Here is a 17,398-nt window from a genome sequence, read left to right as displayed (position 1 = left end):
CGCCGCTCAGACCGCCTGGCCCAGGCGCCCGATCCCTTCCTCGATCTTCTCCAGCCCCACGGTGGCGAAGGACAGGCGCAGCGTCGCGTGGTCGGGGTTGCGCGCGAAGAACGGCGCGCCAGGCACGAAGGCCACGCCTTTTTCGATCGCGCGCTTGGCCAGCTCACCGCCGTCCTTCACCTTGCCGCCGGCACCCGTGAGGCTGGCCCAGACGAACAGGCCGCCCTGGGGTTGCACGAAGTCGATCGCATCGCCCAGCTCGCGGCGCAGGGCGTTGCCCATGGTGATGGCGCGCTCGGCGTAGACCTTGCGCACCTTGTCCAGCGTGCCGGGCATGCGGCCGGCCTTGAGGTACTGCGCGGCGGTGGCCTGGGCGAAGGTGCTGGTGTGGGCGTCGCTGAACTGCTTGCACATGGTGGCCTTGGCCAGCAGCTCGGCCGGGCCCACCATCCAGCCCACGCGCAGGCCGGGGCTGAGCACCTTGCTCAAGGATCCGCAGTGCACCAGGCGCTCGCGGCTGCCGGGCACGCTGGGGCTGAGCGCGAGCAGGCTGGGCGGCGGGGCCGCGCCGAAGTAGAGGTCGCCGTATGGATCGTCTTCGACGATCAGCGTGTCGTGCTTCACCGCCATCTCCAGCACCCGCTTGCGCCGCTCCAGGCTGAGCAGGCCGCCGCTGGGGTTGCCGAAGGTGGGGATCAGGTAGACGAACTTGGGCTTGTGTTCGGCGATGAGCTTTTCCAGCTCGTCGGTCTTCACGCCGTCGCCGTCCACCGGCGCGCTGATGAGCTCGGCGCCATAGAGGCGGAAGCACTGGATGGTGGCGAGGAAGGTCGGGCCTTCGACGATGACCTTGTCACCGGGCGAGACCAGGGTCTTGCCCAGCAGGTCCAGGCCCTGCTGGCTGCCGGTGGTGACGATGAGGTCGTTCGCGCCCACGTCCTTCGCGCCCTTGCTGGCCATGAAGGCGGCCAGCTGTTCGCGCAGGGGCTGGTAGCCCTCGGTGGCGCCGTATTGCAGCGCGCCACCGGCCTCTTCGGTCAACGCGGCGTTCACCGCTTCACGGATCCCGTCCACGTCGAACATCGCGCTGTCGGGAAAGCCGCCGGCAAAACTGATGATGCCGGGCTTGCCCAGCAGCTTGAAGAGTTCGCGGATGGCGGAGGTTTCGACGTTGTTGAGGCGGTCGGCGAAGGGAATGGTGAAGGGCATGGTGGCGGTTTCCGTGAGGTCGTGATGGACAACGGCCTCCATTCTCGCGCACCGGCGTGGGGCGCCCTCAGGCGGTGGCCAGACCGCGCGCGCGGCGCCGGGGCAGCCAGTTCCAGCGCGAGGCGGTGGCGCGCCGCGCGCAGGGCAGCGGCTCCAGCCGCAGCACGGCGGTCTGCAGGGCGTAGGCGATCACGCGGTGGTGCGGTTGGGCGACGAAATGCTCGCCCGCGTTGAGGATCACGTCCTGCTGGTCGTGGTCCAGCGTGATCCAGACGCTGCCTTCGCGGCAGACCAGGCGCAAGGCGCCCGAGGGGATGGCCTTCACGGCCCGGTGGGGCATGTTCAGGTCCACGGTCAAGGTGTCGGCTGTCATGGAACGCTCCTTTCGCATCAGGGATGTGCATGACTGTACGGAGCCGTCCTATACTGGACAAACGTTCATTTCGAATGCTTCGCATGCCATTCAAGAATGTGAAAACCGGCGCCGAACTGCTCCCGCTGCCGCGCTCGCAGATGCTGCGGCTGGACCTGCTGCCCTGCTTCGACGCGGCGGCGCGCACGCTGAGCTTCACGCTGGCCGCGCAGGAGCTCAACCTCACGCAGTCGGCCGTGAGCCGGCAGATCCAGCTGCTGGAAGACAGCCTGGGCACGCCGCTGTTCGAGCGGCGGCACCGCGCGCTGGTCTTGACCGAAGCCGGCGAGGTGATGCAACGGGCCACGCGCGATGCGCTGGAGCGGCTGCGCGACGCCTCGGCGCGCGTGCGCCCCGGCCCGCGCCTGCGCCAGGTCGCCATGACCTGCACACAGGGTTTCGCTTCGCTCTGGCTGATTCCCCGCCTGGCCCGCTTCGCCGCCGACCATCCCCTGGTGGACGTGCGCATCTCCGCCACGATGGACATGATGGACCTGGAGCGCCATCGGCTGGATGTGGCGGTGCGCTTCGTGCCGTCCAGCGCTGGCCGCGGGCGGGCGCTGTTCGAAGAAGTGGTGCAGCCCCTGTGCGCGCCGGCCCTGCTGCGCCAGCCGGGCGCGCCGCTGCGCCAGCCCGCCGACCTGGCCCACCACACGCTGCTGACCGTGGAAAGACCCGCCGGCCACGCCATCACCTCGGACTGGGACCCCTGGTTCCAGGTGATGGGCCTGCAGGACATGCGCATGAAGAACGCCATGCACTTCACCCAGTACGCCGACGCGGTGGCCGCCGCCGTGGCCGGCCAAGGGGTGGTGATCGGCCGGTTGCCGCTGCTGCAGTCGCTGCTGGACAAGAAGCAACTGGTCGCGCCCTTCCGCAGCGGCGGCGCGGCCACGCGCCGGGGGTATTACGTGGAAGTGGCGGAGCACGCGCACGACAACCCCGACGCGCTGGACTTCGCGAACTGGCTGCGCGCCGAGGCCGAGCGCGGCTGAGCTGAGCGAGAATCCCAGCCCATGACGCCCACCCAGATCGAAGCTTTTTTCGCCACGCTCCAGGCCGCCAACCCCACCCCGCAGACCGAGCTGGAGTACACCAGCGTGTTCGAGCTGCTCGCCGCCGTGCTGCTCTCGGCGCAGGCGACCGACGTGGGCGTCAACAAGGCCACGCGCAAGCTGTTTCCGGTGGCGAACACGCCGCAGGCCATCCTCGACCTGGGGCTGGAAGGGCTGGAGGGCTACATCAAGACCATCGGCCTGTACCGCAGCAAGGCCAAACACCTGATGCAAACCTGCCGCATGCTGGTGGAACAGCACGGCGGCGAGGTGCCCGGCACGCGCGAGGCGCTCGAGGCCCTGCCCGGCGTGGGCCGCAAGACGGCCAACGTGGTGCTCAACGTGGCCTTCGGCGAACCCACCATGGCGGTGGACACGCACATCTTCCGCGTGAGCAACCGCACCGGCCTGGCGCCGGGCAAGACGCCGCTGGCGGTGGAACTGCAGCTGATGAAGCGCGTGCCGCCCGCCTACGCGGTGGACTCGCACCACTGGCTGATCCTTCACGGGCGCTACGTGTGCCAGGCGCGCAAGCCGCTGTGCCCGCGCTGCGCGGTGATCGCCTGTTGCGATTTCAAGGACAAAACCACGTCGCTCTGAGCCGCCCCGGGCGCCACCTCCAGGCGCTTGGAAAGCCACGTTCGTCGCCGCACCGGGACGCACGCCTTTGGTGCATCTAGGATGGCAACCTTCCATCCGGGGGAATATCAGAATGAAAGCATTGTTTGTGCGCACCGCGCTGGCCCTGTCGTTTTGCGTGGGCACAGCGGCCCATGCCAAAGACCTGATCCTGGCCATCAGCGAAGGCACGTCCGGCGGCACCGACCACGCGCGCGTGATCGCCAAGTACCAGGGCCTGGCCGATGTCATCGGCAAGAGCATCAACCAGAAGGTGAACGTGGTGTTCATCCGCGAGTTCTCCTCGCTCGAGGAAGGCATGAAGGAGCGGCGCTTCGCCCTGGCGATGGCGCGCCCGAGCGATTTCCCGGCGCGTGGCATGCGCGACTACGGCTACCAGTACGTGGCCTCGGCCAAGCCCGATGGGCAGTGCCTGATCGTCGTGCCCAAGGAGTCGGCCTACAAGACGGTGGCGGACATCAAGGGCAAGCGCCTGGTGCTGCCCGAGCCGGCGGCCTACATGGCCAAGTTCTGCGCCTCGGCCCTGCGCGACGCGGGTATCGACATCGCCAAGGAGAACGTGCAGCGCGTGCGCGAACAGGGCGCGGTGCCGTTCTACCTCACCAACAAGTTCGCCGACGTGGGCGGCGTGGCCTCGTACTCGGGCGTGGCCAAGTCGCTGGACAAGACGGGCCACCGCGTGCTGCACACCAGCGTGTCGCAGCCCTACTTTCCGCTGATCGTGGACCGCGAGTTCACCCCGGCCCAGATCGATGCCATGCAGAAGGCCCTGCGCGCCCTGCCCGACTCCGAGGCCGGCCAGGCCGTGCTCAAGAGCGTGGGCATCCAGGCCTTCGACACCAGCGCCGAGAAGAAGCTGCGCGAGCTGCTGGGCTGGCTGGGGTTGTAAGCGGGAAGCCCACCATTCACACCTGCGGCCCGTACTGGAACAGGCGCCGCTCCTCGGGCGTAATCTCCTCGGTCTTGTTGCCCGGCCAGTGGGTGAACGGCTCCAACTCGAAGTGCTGCGTCTTGCCCACCGGCAGCGGCAGGCGCACGTCGCCCTTGACCAGGGTTGCCGTGAACCGCCGGAAATCGTCACTCACGTGCACCTCCACCCGCGCCATGTCGGCTTCGCCCGGCAAGTAATCGTTGTCTTCCAACGTACGCCTCGGAAACAGCTCGTCGAACGCCGCTCGCACCTCGCTCAGATCCATCTCGCTCACCGCCCGCTCGCGAAGGGAAAACTGGAGCCACAAGTGATGCCGCTTGCCTTCTCTGTCGTGGAACCAGAATTTTGCCGTTTTGGGAATGTCGCGCATGCGGTGGATCTGGGTGTAGGTCGCCATCTCCCACTGGCCCACCGTCTCGGCTTCGGCGTTGCCCTGGTAACTCTCCAGCTCGGTCACGCGCGACACATTGCCCGTCATCACGTGCCGCCACGGGAACTTCACGCGGATGTGCCGCATGTACCACATGGCATCGGGCCGCCAGCCGGCCTTCACGCGCTCGTGCGTTTTCGCGCTCATGCGGCCCAGGCCGATCCAGCGGTCTTCGGCCAGTGTGAAAGTGCCGCCCGGCAAGCTGTTGTTGTAGCTCTGACGGGTCATGTCCGGCAACACCACGGCCCGGTACTGCGCTAGCTCCACCTGACTGCCCAGGCCAGCGGCCCAGAGCATCACATGGCCGTCTGGGGCGATGCCAATGCGCACGTCGTCGTAGCGCGGCCGGACCTTGCCATAGGTGACGTCTTTGTCGATGATCTGAGGTGCCTGGACGAACAAATCGAACAGGCGGCGCAACGGCAGCTCGGCATCCAGCTGATAGAAGCGGTCATCCAGGTAGTCGTAGTACTTGAGCCGCAGGGTCTTGGGCAGGCGTGCGCCCTCAGAGTTGGTGCCCCCCATGCCGGTACCCCCAGCCCCCCAGGCCGCGCCAAAACCGCTGTAGAACTTGGCCACCAACTGCCCCTCCGCATCCTTCATCCAGTTGTCGTTCCATAGCGTCCTGATGGTTCCACTCTCCCTGGGAGCGATGTCAATGCCATAGCGGCAAAACGAGATATCCCATTTCATGGTGGCGGTCTCGGGGGTAGCGTTTCGCATGAAGAGCACTTTGAAGAATTGGGCTTGAGCGGAGCCGGTGGTCAGGCCCACGCCGAGCGCGCCGGCCTGGGTCAGCCAGCGTCGGCGAGTGAGGGCGAGCGAGAGAACGGGCGAGGGATCAACCGAAGACATGGCGGCGCTCCAGTTCGTTGCCGTTGGTGTAGCGAGGCGCCATGCCGATGCGGTCGCTGAACGAGAGGTGTAGATACCGGCGCCGGAAGGCCCTGGCCTGCTCGGTACCCAGGTTCGCCTCCAGCCCCCAGCTCTGCTGCGCCGGCTTGCACGGCACAAAGGCGTTGTCTTTGGTGAAAGCGCGCAGCTGTTGCTGCACCTGGGCCACCTCGGGGGTGTGCGCCTGCATGTCGGTTTTGAGCTTGTCCGGGTACTGCGTGGTGGTGTGCCGCTCGGCCATGTCCACCATGAGCGAGAGGCCCACCTTGTAATAGTCGCCCTGCACCTGGCGCGCATGGCGATGAGGCCTCCCCGCGTGGGGCTGACGGTCCTGCTCGGTGTACCAGCCCTGGGCGTACACGAAGGCCCGTGGCCCGGGCAAGGTGGTGGTGCCCTCGTGGTCGTGAACGCTGCGCAGGGGCGGCAGGTGGCGCACTTCCTCGGGCTCTGGCGTGGCAGTGCCGGCCTTGTAGCCGCCGCCCACATCCGAATGCGCCCCCGGGATGCCCAGCTCGAAGCCCATGAGCGAGCGGATGCCGTCGACCTCGCTCTTGGCCCGGCAGGCGCTGGCAATGTTGGTGAGTGGGAAGTTTTCCCGGTACTCGTCCAGCGCCACCAGATGGAACACCCGCCGCGCCGCGTCGTCTTCGAATCTCAGTTGCAGATCGTTCACGTCGTTGCCGGGCAGCAGGCCTTCGGCCGAGACGGTGTCGAACAAGCCCACGAAGTTCACCTGCACCACGACGCGGCTCCAGCGATTGGGGAAGTGTTTGGCGATTTCTTCCGGGCTGCGCAACAGGCCGGCGAAGTGCCGCGCCGTGGCCGCCCCCCGGCTGAAGCCGAACAGGTTGAGTTCCAGCAGGGCGGGCAAGCCCAGTTCACCGCGCTTTTTGGCAACGAAGGCCTTCAATGGCTCAAACGCCGATTGCGCACGGCTTCGCATACCGGTCTCACCGGCACCCAAGGCCTTGCCCATCACGTCATCGCTCTGCAACTTCGTGGTGCCCATGCCTTCCACATACACGCCCAGGTCGGGACCCTCGGGATCGTCATGCATAGGCTCCCACATGCGCGCCACATTGGAGAGCGCGTTGTCGTAGCTGGTGCCTTCGCCGCCATGCCGCTCGATCACGGCCTCATCCTTGCTGGTGGCGTTGGAGTAGTTGTTGATCGCCTCGTTCTGCGCCTGGAGCTGTTGGGCCACCTCGGCCTGGTCCGCTCCGTTCCCCTCCTGCGCCCGGTGCTGCTGCGCCAGCTCCCCCAGGCTCTCGTGCTGGGTCTGTCCTTGTTCCAGCCGGCTCGTCGTCTCCCCCATGTCCTTGGCATGCGCCTTCGCCGCGGGCCTGCCCTCGGTGCTGATCAGCAAGCCCTCCTTCGCCCGGATGGCCCCGTGCCCGTCCGTCCTCAGCTCGAACCCCTCCCCGCGCTCGTCCTTCCTGCCCCCCTGGTCCTCGATCCTCGTGAGGTGCCCCAGCCCGAGCTGGCTGTGCTGGTGGTCGCTCTTGAGCTGCACCTGGATCTTGCGGTCCGTGTCGTCCATGCGTCGTGGGAGTCTCTGCAGACGGGGCTGCGGCGTCAGAAGGACGCAACACATTCAAACACCGAGAACGGCACACGGGGACGCTCAGAGCTCGACCGTCACCCACCCGCCCGGCTCGGGCGCTTCCTTGGGCCACTCGGCGGCTTCGCGGATGTGCACCCCCTTGGCCAGGATGTGCCGCACCGCGCGGATCACGCCGGCGTGGGTGATCCAGAGCACGTCGGTGCTGGTGGCGGGTCGCAGTTCGCCCAGCGCGGCGGCCACGCGGTAGAGCAGCATCTGCGTGCTCTCGACACCGCCGAAGCGGTGGTGCGCGAAGTCGGCCATCCAGGCGTCGAAGGCCTCGGGTGGCACGGCGTCCCAGCGCTGCAGCTCCCAGACACCGAAGTCCATTTCGTTGAGCCGTGTGTCGATGCGCGCGGCGCCCAGGTCGCTGCGCTCGGCCTGCAGCGCGGCCGCGAGCTGTTGCGCGCGCAACAGGCCCGACACCCACACCGGCGTGCCCGGCGGCAGCAGGGGCGAGACCGCCATGGCCGCTTCGCGCGTGAGCGCGGCATGGGCCGGCACGTCGCTCGACCCGTAGCACAAGCCCGGGCCCAGCATCACCGGGGCGTGCCGCAGCAGCCAGAGCTTCATGCGAGCACCGGCAGCGCCAAAGCCAGCCCCAGGTAGAACAGCAGCTCGCACACCTGCTGCGTGGCGCCCAGGCCGTCGCCGGTGAACCCCTGCAGGCGGCGCTGCAGCAGGCGCCACATCCAGGCCAGGCCGACCAAGGCCCCCAGCACGGCAGGCCCCCAGGGCGCGCCCGGCAGCAGCCACCCCGCCAGCGCCATCGCCAGCGCCCACCAGAGCAGGCCGGCGAACAGGCCGGCGTTGGACAGGCTCTCGGCCAGCGGCTTGCTCTTGGACTGCGGCGTGTCCCCCACGTGCGGCAGCGTTCGGATGACCAGCAAGGGCATGGTGCGCGAGGTGACGTGCGCCGCGAACAGCGCCACCACCGCCAGCCAGCCGCTGCCTTGGGCCAGCAGCGCGAGCAGCGCCACCTTGGTGAGCAGCACCAGCACCAGCGCGATGGCGCCGTAGCTGCCGATGCGCGAGTCTTTCATGATCTCCAGCGCGCGTTCGCGCTGCGCGCTGCCGCCCAGGCCGTCGGCCAGGTCCGCCAGGCCGTCCTCGTGGAAGGCGCCGGTGAGCATCACGCTGAACACGGTGCTGAGCACCACCGCCACCCACAGCGCGGCAGGCACCGGCGGCAGCAGCGCGAGCAGGCCCCAGAGCACCCCCGCCGTGAGCCCGCCCACCACCCAGCCCACGCCGGGGAAATGCGCCGCGCTGGCGCGCAACATGGCCGGGCTGAAGCCCACCCAGGCGGCCAGCCGCCCCGTGACCGGGATGCGGGTGAAGAACTGCAAGGCGAGCAGGAAGTGGCGCGCGAAAGCGGTCATGTCAATGGCGCGCGGGCGTGGTTTCGTCCTGCCGCGAAACGCCGGCCGATTCGAAGCTGGCCATCTCGCGCAGCAGCGCGCAGGCGCTCACGAGCAGCGGCCAGGCCAGCGCGGCGCCCGAGCCTTCACCCAGGCGCAGGCCCAGGTCGAGCAGCGGCACGGCCTTGAGGTGCGCGAGCATCAGCGCGTGGCCGCGCTCGCCCGAGCAGTGCGCGAACACGCAGCGCTGCAGCACGTTCGGCTGCAGGTGCGCGGCCACCAGCACGGCGGCGGTGGCGATGAAACCGTCGACCAGGATCACGCGCCGTTCTTCGGCCGCCTGCAGCACCGCGCCGGTGAGCGTGGCGATCTCGAAACCGCCGAAGGCGGCCAGCGCGTCCAGCGGCGCGGTGGCCTCGGCATGGCGCGCCAGCACCTCGCGCAGGATGCCGATCTTGCGCTGCACCGCTGCCGCGTCCAGGCCGGTGCCCGCGCCGGTGACGTCGGCCACGTCCAGCCCGGCCAGGCGCGCGAGCAGCATCGACGCCGCCGAGGTGTTGCCGATGCCCATTTCGCCCAGCAGCAGCGCGTTGCCCGGCAGGCCGCGCAGCACCTCGCGCCCGTTCTCGATGGCTTGCGCGCATTGGGCCGCGCTCATGGCCGGGCCTTCGAGCGCGTCGGCCGTGCCGGGCGCGACCTTGCGGATGAACAGACCCTCGCGCGCCGCGAAGTCGTGCCGCACGCCGCAGTCCACCACGTTCAGGCCGATGCCGTGCTGGCGCGCGAGCACGCTCACCGCCGCACCACCGGCCAGGAAGTTCTCCACCATCTGCCAGGTCACGTCGCTCGGAAAAGCCGAGACGCCGCGCGCGGCCAGGCCGTGGTCGGCCGCGCACACCAGCATCTGCGGCGCGCGCAGCTCGGGCCGCTCGGTGCCGAGGATCAGGCCGATGCGCTGCGCCAGGGCTTCGAGGCGGCCCAGCGAGCCCATGGGCTTGGTCTTGTTGTCCAGCGCGCGCTGCAGCGCTAGGGCGAGGTCGGGTTGGGTGATGTCGGTGAGGGGGTTCATGTCAGTTCCCGATGAGTTGGTCGAGCACGCGAGGCTCGATGTGGGTGGCAAGGAAATCGGCCAGGCCGTCGAACACGGTCTCCAGCGTGGGCGCGGTGGCGCCAAACAGCGCGTGCAGCACGCGCGGGTCTTCGAACAGGCCGTGCAGGTAGACGCCGAGCACGTTGCCCTGCGCGTTCTGCCAGCCCAGGCCAGCGGGCAGCGCTTCGCGCGCCAGGTCGCCGGCGGCGGCCATGGCCGCGTGCGGCAGCGTCTGGCCGTGGTGGATCTCGTAACCCGCTGCGTCCACGCCCGAGAGCGCGGCCCACGCGCCGGTGAGGCGGCCGAAGCGGGTCCGGGTGTGGCGCACGGTCTTCTGCGGCTCGAACTGCGTCACCAGCGGCAGCAGGCCCAGGCCGGGTGCGTTGCCGTCGATGCCGTGCGTGTCGATCAGCGCCTCGCCCAGCATCTGCAAACCGCCGCACACGCCCAGCACCGCCCCGCCCTGCGCGGCATGCGCGGCAATGGCGCGGTCCAGCCCCTGCGACCGCAGCCACGCGAGATCGGATGCGGTGGCCTTGCTGCCCGGCAGCACGATCCAGTCGGCCCCGGCGCAATCGGCCGGCGCGCGCGCCCACACCAGCCGCACGCCGGGCACGTTCTTGAGCGGCTGGAATTCGTCGAGGTTGCTGATGCGCGGGTAGGCGATCACCGCCACGGTCCGGCTCACGGCGCCCGAGGCGCGCGTGCGGTCGTCGAACACACCGTCTTCCTCCGGCAGGCCGTGCTGCCACCACATGGGCAGCACCGCCACCGTGGGCACGCCGGTGAGCTCCTGCAGCTGTTGCGGCGCGGGAGCGAGCAGGCTGGCGTCGCCGCGGAACTTGTTGAGCACGAAGCCGTGGATGAGCGCGCGCTCCTCGGGCGGCAGCAAGGCCCAGGTGCCGTAGAGGTGGGCAAAGGCGCCGCCCCGGTCGATGTCGGTCACGAGCAGGCAGCGCGCCTGCGCGTGCAGGGCCACGCGCATGTTCACGATGTCGCTGGCGTGCAGGTTGATCTCGGCCGGCGAGCCCGCGCCTTCGATCACCACCACGTCGTTCTCCTCGCGCAGCTCATCGAGCGCGGCGGCGATCTGCGGCCACACGTGCAGGCTGCGCCCGCGCCAGGGCATGCCGGACAGGGCTTCGTTCACCTGCCCCATCAGCACCACCTGGCTGCGCGTGTCGGCCTCGGGCTTGAGCAGCAGCGGGTTCATGCGCACCTCGGGCTCGGCGCGCGCGGCGAGCGACTGGAAGTACTGCGCTGAACCGATCTCCCCGCCTTCAACCACCCGGGCGTTGTTGCTCATGTTCTGCGCCTTGAACGGAGCGACCTTGAGCCCCATACGCGCGTAGTGCCGGCACAGCGCCGTGGTGAGCCAGCTCTTGCCCGCGCCGCTGGTCGTGCCCAGCACCATCACGCAACGCGCCGTCATGCCACGCGCTCCTCTTGCGCCGCCAGGGCCGCGCGCAAGGCCGCCTGCGCCTCGGGGGGCTGGGCACTCAGGCGCCATTGGCCGGGCAGGCCGAACGAGCTGGCGTCGCGCAGCTTGATGCCTTGCGAGCGCAGGGCCGGTGCGTCCAGTGCCTGCGGTGGCGTGGCACAGAAATACGGTGCGTCGCTGGCTTGCACGGCCCACCCCAGGCCGGCCAGCAAGGCCCGCAGGTCGCCCGTCCAACGGGCCAGCGTGGGCCGGGTCTGCGCCACCCAGGTCTGCGCGTCGGGCGATGTCCAGGCCTCGAGCAGGGCCACGGCGTGCGCGCCGAGCGGCCACGAAGGCGCGAGCCGATCGAGCGCGCGCGCCCTGCTTTCCCCGCCCACCGGGGCGATGGCGTAGCTGCCGCGCACGCCCGTGAGGCCCAGCGCCTTGTTGGGGGTCCAGAGTTGCCAGACCCGGTCCAGGGCCGCCGGGTCGAGGCTGCCCTGCCCGCTCAGGCGCAGGGGTTCGTAGGCGCGGTCCAGCACGACCGTGGCAGCGCCCGACGCGGCCACGGCGCGCGCCCGGGGCTCGGCCTGGCCCAGCGGGCTGGCCGGCTCGCACAGCCAGGCCAGATCGGCCTGGGCCGGGTCCGGCGTGCGCTCCAGCCGCCAGGCACTGGCCGCGCGGGCGTAATCGCCGTAGGCCAGCGCGGGCAGCCAGACGCGCCGGCCGCCTTCGCGCGCCGCCCAGGCGGTGATGCGGCCGATGAATTCGCTGGCGCTGCCGGCGATCACGATGCGCTCGACCGCCACCGCGTGGAAGGCCGCGAGCGATGCGCGCAAGGCGGTGTAGGCCGGGTCGGGGTAGTGCCGCGCATCGGCCCGCAGCACCTTGGCCTGCGCGGGAGGACAGGGCCCGCAGGCGTTGGCGTTGGTGGAGAAGTCCCAGGTCGGCACGCCCAGCGCGTCGGGGCCTCCGTGGAAAGTCGACTGTGCGTGCGTCATGCGGTGTTCCCCCAGGCGAACGCGGCCCACAACACGGCCCCGCCCGCCAAGGCTTGTACCACCCCGCCCGCCAGTTGCAGGGCCCGCGCGGTATCGGTGGCCTCAGGGCTGCGACCCTCGGCGTTCAACGCATAGACACCCGGTTTGCCCAGGCGCACATTCAGCGCGAGCGCCATCGCGGCCATGGGCCAGCCGCTGTTGGGCGACGGTGTGCGGCGCGCCTGCGCCGGCAGCGCGCGCCAACCCCGGAAAGCGCCCAGAAAGCCCAGCAGGACCCCGGTGAGGCGCGCGGGCAACCACGAGAGCACGTCGTCGGCGCGCGCCGCCCATTTGCCGGCCCAGGTCCAGTCGCGGCCCTGGCGCTCGCCCCGGTAGCCCCACATGGCGTCGGCGGTGTTGGCGAAGCGGTAGAGCGCCGCGCCCGGCAGGCCGGCGATGGCGAACCAGAACAGCGGCGCCACCACCGAGTCGTTGAGGTTTTCGGCCAGCGATTCGATGGCGCTCTCGCGCACCTGCGACTCGTCCAGCGCGGCCACGTCGCGGCTCACCAGCCAGCCCAGGCGCTCGCGCCCGGCCGCCAGGGACTCGCCCAGCGCCGCCTCGACCGCGACCACTTCCTGACGCAGCATGCGCCACGCCAGCAGGGGCTTGAGCAGCAGACCCGTGACGAGGACTTGCAACCACACCGGCCCACCGCTCACCAACCGCATCAGCGCGAAGGCGATGGCGACCACCAGCAGCGCTCCGGCCATCCAGGCCAAGGCCCCGAGCACGAATGGCCGCACCGTGCCGGCGGGCGCGCCCCAGGCCGGCGCGATGCGCGGGCCCAGCGCCCCGAGGTAGCGCCCCATCCCCACCACCGGGTGCCAGCGCGCGGGCGGCTCGCCCCGGCAACGGTCCACCAGCAGGGCCACCAGCATGGCCGCCGGCACCAGAAAAGGAGGGAGGTCCATCGGGAAGCTCATGCCGGCAGCGCCACCGTGGTGGCGGCGGCGATCCGCAGGGCGCGCAGCAGCGCGTCGATGTCCGCCGGCTGGTGCGCGGCCGAGAGCGCGATGCGCAGCCGCGCGGTGCCCGCCGGCACGGTGGGCGGGCGGATCGCGGGCACCCACAGCCCTTGTTCGCGCAGCACGGCCATCACGGCCAGCGCGGCGGCGTTGTCGCCGATCACCAGCGGCTGGATCGCGGTGGCCGAGGGCATCAGGGCCCAGCCGGCCGCGTCGAGCGCGGCATCGGACCCCGGTGCCAGGCCTTCGCGCAGTTGCGCGATGCGCGCCTGCAGATGCCGCCGGCGGCGGTCGCCATCGGGGCCGAGCACGCAGCGCAGGCCGGCGCGCACCGCCTCGGCCAGCAGCGCGGGCGCGGCGGTCGCGTAGGTGTAGCTGCGGGTTTTCTGCAGCAGCCACTCCACCAGGCGCTCGGGGCCGGCCACGAAGGCGCCGGCCACGCCCAGGGCCTTGCCCAGCGTGGCCATGTAGAGCACGCGCGGCGAGGCCTGCGGGCCGGTCAGGCCGGCGGCGGCCAGGGCGCCGCGCCCCTGCGGCCCGAGCACGCCGAAGCCGTGCGCGTCGTCCAGCAGCAGCAAGGCGTCGTGCCGTTCGCACAGCGTGTGCATTGCCGCGATGTCGGCGACGTCGCCGTCCATGCTGAACACCGCGTCGCCGATCACCAGCTTGCGCCGCGCCGGGCTGGCCGCCAGCAGCGCGTCGAGCCGCGCCAGGTCGGCATGGGGGTAGCGGTGCACCGTGGCGCGCGAGAGGCGCGCGCCGTCGATCAGGCAGGCGTGGTTCAGCGCGTCGGAGAACAGCGCATCGCCCTCGCCCACCAGGGCCGGCACGATGCTGGCGTTGGTGGCGTAGCCCGCGTAGAAATAGAGCGCGCGCGGCAGGCCCACGGCCTGGGCGAGCTCGCGCTCCAGCGCCGCGTTGGCCGCGCTGTGGCCGCTGACCATGGGCGAGGCGCCGGACCCCACGCCGTAGCGGTCCACGGCGGCGTGCACCGCTTCGCGCAACAGCGGGTCCTGCGCCAGGCCGAGGTAGTCGTTGCTGCAGAAGGCCAGCAGCGACTCCCCGTCGACACACAACCGCGCGCCCTGCGCCGGCACCACCTCGCGGCGGCGGCGGCGCAGCGACTGCGCGTCCAGCGCGGCCAGGCGCTCATCGAATTCATCCAACCAGGTCATGGGGCAGCTCCAGCGCAATGTCATGGGCCTTCGGGGCGGCGGCCTGCCAGGGCACGCGGCCCAGCAGCGGTGCCGGCAGCCAGCGGCGCAGCGTGTCGATGTTCTCTTCGCGGCAAGGCATGTCGGGGTCGATGGCGTTGGCCACCCAGCCCGCCAGGGCAAGGCCGTCGGCGCGGATGGCCTCGGCCGTGAGCAGCGCGTGGTTCAGGCAACCCAGGCGCAGACCCACCACCAGCACCACCGGCGCACCGATGGCGCGCGCGAGGTCGGCCAGGGTTTCGTCGTCGTTGACCGGCACGCGCCAGCCGCCCGCGCCTTCGACCACCACCACATCGGCCTGCGCACGCAGCGTGCGGTGCGCGGCCAGCAGCTCGGCCACGGTCACGGTGCGGCCCGCGCGCTCGGCCGCGAGGTGGGGCGCGATGGCATCGGGCAGGGCCACCGGGTTGTCGAGTTCGGCCGGCACCACCACCGTGGACGCCGCGCGCAAGGCCAGCACGTCTTCACTGACCCATTGCCCCTGGTGCTCGATCAGGCCCGCCGCCACCGGCTTCATGCCGACCACGCGGCGGTGGTGCCGCGCGAGCGTGTGCAGCAGGGCCGCGCTGACCAGGGTCTTGCCCACGCCGGTGTCGGTACCGGTGACGAAGCAGCCGTCAAACGCCATCGCGCACCTCCGCGATGCCAGCGAGGCTCGCACCGGTTGCCTCTTCCGCCAGCGTGGCTTCCAACGCGGCCAGCGCGCCCCGCGCCAGCCAGTCGCCTTCGGCTTCGTCGATCACGTAGGGCGGCATGGCGTACAGCGTGGAGCCGATGGGCCGCAGCACCAGCCCCCGGTCCAGCGCGTGGCGGGCGTAGCGGCGGCCGAAGTCGGGCAGGCTGCTGGCCACGTCCCACGCGAAGACCATGCCCTGGCGGCGCGCGTGGCGCACGCGCGGGTGCGCCGAGAGGGGCGCGAACTGCGCGGCGAGCCGCTCGGCGGTGGTCACGTTGCGCCGCAGCGCATCGGTCTGTTCGAACAGGTCGAGCGTGGCCAGCGCGGCGCGGCAGGCCAGCGGGTTGCCGGTGTAGCTGTGCGAGTGCAGGAAACCGCGCGCGACCTGGTCGTCGTAGAAGGCGGCGTAGACCTCGTCGGTGGTGAGCACCACCGACAGCGGCAGCGTGCCCCCGGTCAGTCCTTTGGAGAGGCACAGGAAGTCGGCCTGGATGCCGGCCTGCTGGTGCGCGAACAGCGTGCCGGTGCGGCCGAAGCCGACGGCGATCTCGTCCAGCACCAGGTGCACCTCGTAGCGGTCGCACAGCTCGCGCGCGCGCCGCAAATAGTGGGGATCGTGCATCGCCATGCCGGCGGCGCACTGGATCAGCGGCTCGACGATCAGCGCCGCCGTGTCCTCATGGTGTTCGGCCAGCCAGTCGGCCAGCGCCTTGGCGGCGCGCTCGGCCACGTCGGCGGCGGACTCGCCGGGTGCCGCCGCGCGGGCATCGGGGCTGGGCACCGTGGCCGCCAGCCGCACCAGCGGCGCATAGGCCTCGCGAAAGAGCGCGATGTCGGTCACGGCCAGCGCGCCCACGGTCTCGCCGTGGTAACCGCCCGCCAGCCCGACGAAGCGGCTCTTGCCGGGCCGCCCCGCATTGCGCCAGTGGTGCGCGCTCATCTTGAGCGCGATCTCGGTGGCGCTGGCGCCGTCGCTGCCGTAGAAGGCGTGGCCCAGCCCGGTGGCCGAGGACAGGCGCTCGGACAGCTCCACCACCGGCGCGTGGGTGAAGCCGGCCAGCATCACATGGTCCAGCCGATTCAACTGATCCACCAGCGCCGCGCGGATGGCCGGGTGGTTGTGCCCGAACAGGTTGACCCACCAGGAGCTGATGGCGTCCAGGTAGCGCCGGCCCTCGTGGTCGTGCAGCCAGACCCCTTCGGCCCGCGCCACCGGCACCAGCGGCAAGGCCGCGCCCTCGGGCGCGTGCAGCTTCATCTGGGTGCAGGGGTGCCACACCGCCGCGAGGCTGCGTTGGCGCCAGGTCTCGTTGAGCGAGGGCATGCGCGGTGGCTTCAGTCGGCCGACACGTGGCGCGGCCGCAGGCCCAGCTTGGCCAGCAGGCCCATGTCGGCCGCCACGTCGGGGTTGCCGGTGGTGAGCAGCTTCTCGCCGTAGAAGATGGAGTTGGCGCCGGCCAGGAAACACAGGGCCTGCACCGCCTCGCTCATCTGCTGGCGCCCGGCCGACAGGCGCACCCGCGCGCGCGGCATGGTGATGCGCGCCACCGCGATGGTGCGCACGAATTCCAGCGGGTCCAGGTCGGGCTGATCGGCCAGCGGCGTGCCCTGCACTTTCACGAGGTGGTTGATCGGCACCGACTCGGGGTAGTCGGGCGCGAGGTTGGCGAGCTGGGCCACCAGCGCGGCGCGCTGCAGGCGCGACTCGCCCATGCCCACGATGCCGCCGCAGCAGACCTTCACGCCCGCGCCGCGCACGCGCGCCAGCGTGTCCAGGCGGTCCTGGTAGTCGCGCGTGGTGATGATCTCGCCGTAGAAGTCGGGCGCGCTGTCGAGGTTGTGGTTGTAGTAGTCCAGGCCCGCGTCGCGCAGGATCTCGGCATGGCCGTCGGACAGCATGCCCAGCGTGGCACAGGCCTCCAGGCCCTCGGCCTTGACGGTGCGCACGAGTTCGGCCACGGCATCGACGTCGCGGTCTTTCGGCGCGCGCCAGGCCGCGCCCATGCAGAAGCGCGTGGCGCCGGCCTGCTTGGCGCGCTGCGCGGCCTCGCGCACGGCGTCCACGCCCATGAGCTTGCCGGCGGTGAGGCCGGTGTCGAAATGCACCGACTGCGGGCAGTAACCGCAGTCTTCCGGACAGCCGCCGGTCTTCACCGACAGCAGCGTCGCGAGCTCGACCTCGGCGGGGTCGAAGTGTTCGCGGTGCACGGTCTGCGCGCGGTGCAGCAGATCGGAGAACGGCAGGTCGAACAGCGCCTGCACGTCTTCCACGCGCCAGGCGTCCGTGCCGGCGTCGGTGGCGGGCTGGGGCGCGGGTTTGGCGTGGAAATGCAGGGGCTGCGCGGCGCTGGCGGCCTGCGGCGGGGCGGTGTCGGTGATGGTCGTCATGTTCATAGTCCTTTCGACTTAGGGGAGCGGTATTCTGCCTGTCCTCGCGGGCAGGCAGACCACCGCCC

At 70.8% G+C, this 17,398-nt stretch carries 17 protein-coding genes; 3 read left to right on the top strand and 14 right to left on the bottom strand.

All coding sequences use genetic code 11. The features are described from left to right. Positions 1 to 6 precede the first annotated feature (6 nt). Both AC3WPZ_RS04060 and AC3WPZ_RS04055 read right to left on the bottom strand, forming a co-directional pair. On the bottom strand, positions 7 to 1,197 hold the full coding sequence (locus AC3WPZ_RS04060; protein WP_444687486.1) for an aminotransferase-like domain-containing protein: 1,191 nt from the start codon (positions 1,195 to 1,197) through the stop codon (positions 7 to 9). A 79-nt stretch (positions 1,198 to 1,276) separates the two neighbouring features. Then, the gene (locus tag AC3WPZ_RS04055) at positions 1,277 to 1,582 is read right to left on the bottom strand and encodes a DUF2917 domain-containing protein (protein ID WP_444686800.1); all 306 of its coding nucleotides are present in this window, start codon (positions 1,580 to 1,582) and stop codon (positions 1,277 to 1,279) included. An 83-nt stretch (positions 1,583 to 1,665) separates the two neighbouring features. Between AC3WPZ_RS04055 and AC3WPZ_RS04050 the strand changes: the two genes are divergently transcribed. The 3 genes from AC3WPZ_RS04050 (at position 1,666) to AC3WPZ_RS04040 (ending at position 4,204) form a co-directional block, all read left to right on the top strand. After that, the gene (locus AC3WPZ_RS04050; RefSeq protein WP_382157084.1) at positions 1,666 to 2,616 is read left to right on the top strand and encodes a LysR substrate-binding domain-containing protein; all 951 of its coding nucleotides are present in this window, start codon (positions 1,666 to 1,668) and stop codon (positions 2,614 to 2,616) included. A 21-nt stretch (positions 2,617 to 2,637) separates the two neighbouring features. Further along, complete coding sequence (nth, locus tag AC3WPZ_RS04045) at positions 2,638 to 3,276, top strand: endonuclease III (RefSeq protein ID WP_382157082.1); 639 nt, start codon at positions 2,638 to 2,640, stop codon at positions 3,274 to 3,276. Positions 3,277 to 3,388: 112 nt separating this feature from the next. Continuing rightward, positions 3,389 to 4,204, top strand: coding sequence for a phosphate/phosphite/phosphonate ABC transporter substrate-binding protein (locus tag AC3WPZ_RS04040; RefSeq protein WP_382325426.1), 816 nt, complete (start codon positions 3,389 to 3,391; stop codon positions 4,202 to 4,204). A gap of 16 nt (positions 4,205 to 4,220) precedes the next feature. On the opposite strand, the gene AC3WPZ_RS04035 is transcribed toward AC3WPZ_RS04040, so the two are convergent. The 12 genes from AC3WPZ_RS04035 to bioB all read right to left on the bottom strand — a co-directional run bounded on the left by AC3WPZ_RS04035 (position 4,221) and on the right by bioB (position 17,330). Then, entirely contained in the window at positions 4,221 to 5,531 is a 1,311-nt protein-coding gene (locus AC3WPZ_RS04035) for a DUF2931 family protein (RefSeq protein ID WP_492438298.1), read from the bottom strand. After that, complete coding sequence (locus AC3WPZ_RS04030; RefSeq protein ID WP_492438296.1) at positions 5,518 to 7,110, bottom strand: type VI secretion system Vgr family protein; 1,593 nt, start codon at positions 7,108 to 7,110, stop codon at positions 5,518 to 5,520. Before AC3WPZ_RS04030 ends, AC3WPZ_RS04035 begins: the two co-directional genes overlap by 14 nt. Before the next feature lie 84 nt (positions 7,111 to 7,194). Beyond that, complete coding sequence (locus AC3WPZ_RS04025; RefSeq protein ID WP_444686803.1) at positions 7,195 to 7,746, bottom strand: histidine phosphatase family protein; 552 nt, start codon at positions 7,744 to 7,746, stop codon at positions 7,195 to 7,197. After that, a complete protein-coding gene (locus AC3WPZ_RS04020; RefSeq protein ID WP_382325436.1) occupies positions 7,743 to 8,555 on the bottom strand; it encodes an adenosylcobinamide-GDP ribazoletransferase in 813 nt (270 codons plus the stop codon). Before AC3WPZ_RS04020 ends, AC3WPZ_RS04025 begins: the two co-directional genes overlap by 4 nt. A 1-nt stretch (position 8,556) precedes the next feature. Further along, positions 8,557 to 9,603 (bottom strand): nicotinate-nucleotide--dimethylbenzimidazole phosphoribosyltransferase, encoded by a 1,047-nt coding sequence (gene cobT / locus AC3WPZ_RS04015; RefSeq protein WP_444686804.1) that lies wholly within the window; start codon positions 9,601 to 9,603, stop codon positions 8,557 to 8,559. A gap of 1 nt (position 9,604) precedes the next feature. Next, the gene (locus tag AC3WPZ_RS04010) at positions 9,605 to 11,056 is read right to left on the bottom strand and encodes a cobyric acid synthase (RefSeq protein ID WP_382325440.1); all 1,452 of its coding nucleotides are present in this window, start codon (positions 11,054 to 11,056) and stop codon (positions 9,605 to 9,607) included. After that, positions 11,053 to 12,045 (bottom strand): aminotransferase class I/II-fold pyridoxal phosphate-dependent enzyme, encoded by a 993-nt coding sequence (locus AC3WPZ_RS04005; protein ID WP_444686805.1) that lies wholly within the window; start codon positions 12,043 to 12,045, stop codon positions 11,053 to 11,055. Before AC3WPZ_RS04005 ends, AC3WPZ_RS04010 begins: the two co-directional genes overlap by 4 nt. Beyond that, complete coding sequence (gene cbiB, locus AC3WPZ_RS04000) at positions 12,042 to 13,010, bottom strand: adenosylcobinamide-phosphate synthase CbiB (protein WP_492438293.1); 969 nt, start codon at positions 13,008 to 13,010, stop codon at positions 12,042 to 12,044. Before cbiB ends, AC3WPZ_RS04005 begins: the two co-directional genes overlap by 4 nt. Further along, on the bottom strand, positions 13,007 to 14,227 hold the full coding sequence (locus AC3WPZ_RS03995) for an aminotransferase class I/II-fold pyridoxal phosphate-dependent enzyme (protein WP_444686807.1): 1,221 nt from the start codon (positions 14,225 to 14,227) through the stop codon (positions 13,007 to 13,009). Before AC3WPZ_RS03995 ends, cbiB begins: the two co-directional genes overlap by 4 nt. Next, positions 14,211 to 14,894, bottom strand: a complete 684-nt coding sequence (gene bioD, locus AC3WPZ_RS03990) for a dethiobiotin synthase (protein WP_444686808.1) — start codon at positions 14,892 to 14,894, stop codon at positions 14,211 to 14,213. Before bioD ends, AC3WPZ_RS03995 begins: the two co-directional genes overlap by 17 nt. Next, complete coding sequence (gene bioA, locus AC3WPZ_RS03985) at positions 14,884 to 16,266, bottom strand: adenosylmethionine--8-amino-7-oxononanoate transaminase (RefSeq protein WP_444686809.1); 1,383 nt, start codon at positions 16,264 to 16,266, stop codon at positions 14,884 to 14,886. The genes bioD and bioA overlap by 11 nt, the downstream gene beginning before the upstream one ends. 11 nt (positions 16,267 to 16,277) lie before the next feature. Continuing rightward, the gene (gene bioB / locus AC3WPZ_RS03980) at positions 16,278 to 17,330 is read right to left on the bottom strand and encodes a biotin synthase BioB (RefSeq protein WP_444686810.1); all 1,053 of its coding nucleotides are present in this window, start codon (positions 17,328 to 17,330) and stop codon (positions 16,278 to 16,280) included. Positions 17,331 to 17,398 lie beyond the last annotated feature (68 nt).

Source organism: Hydrogenophaga sp. FW305-3-2-15-A-LB1, assembly GCF_058787875.1.
The sequence above is the reverse complement of the archived record's forward strand: the minus strand, read 5'-3'. Positions and strand labels throughout refer to the sequence as shown.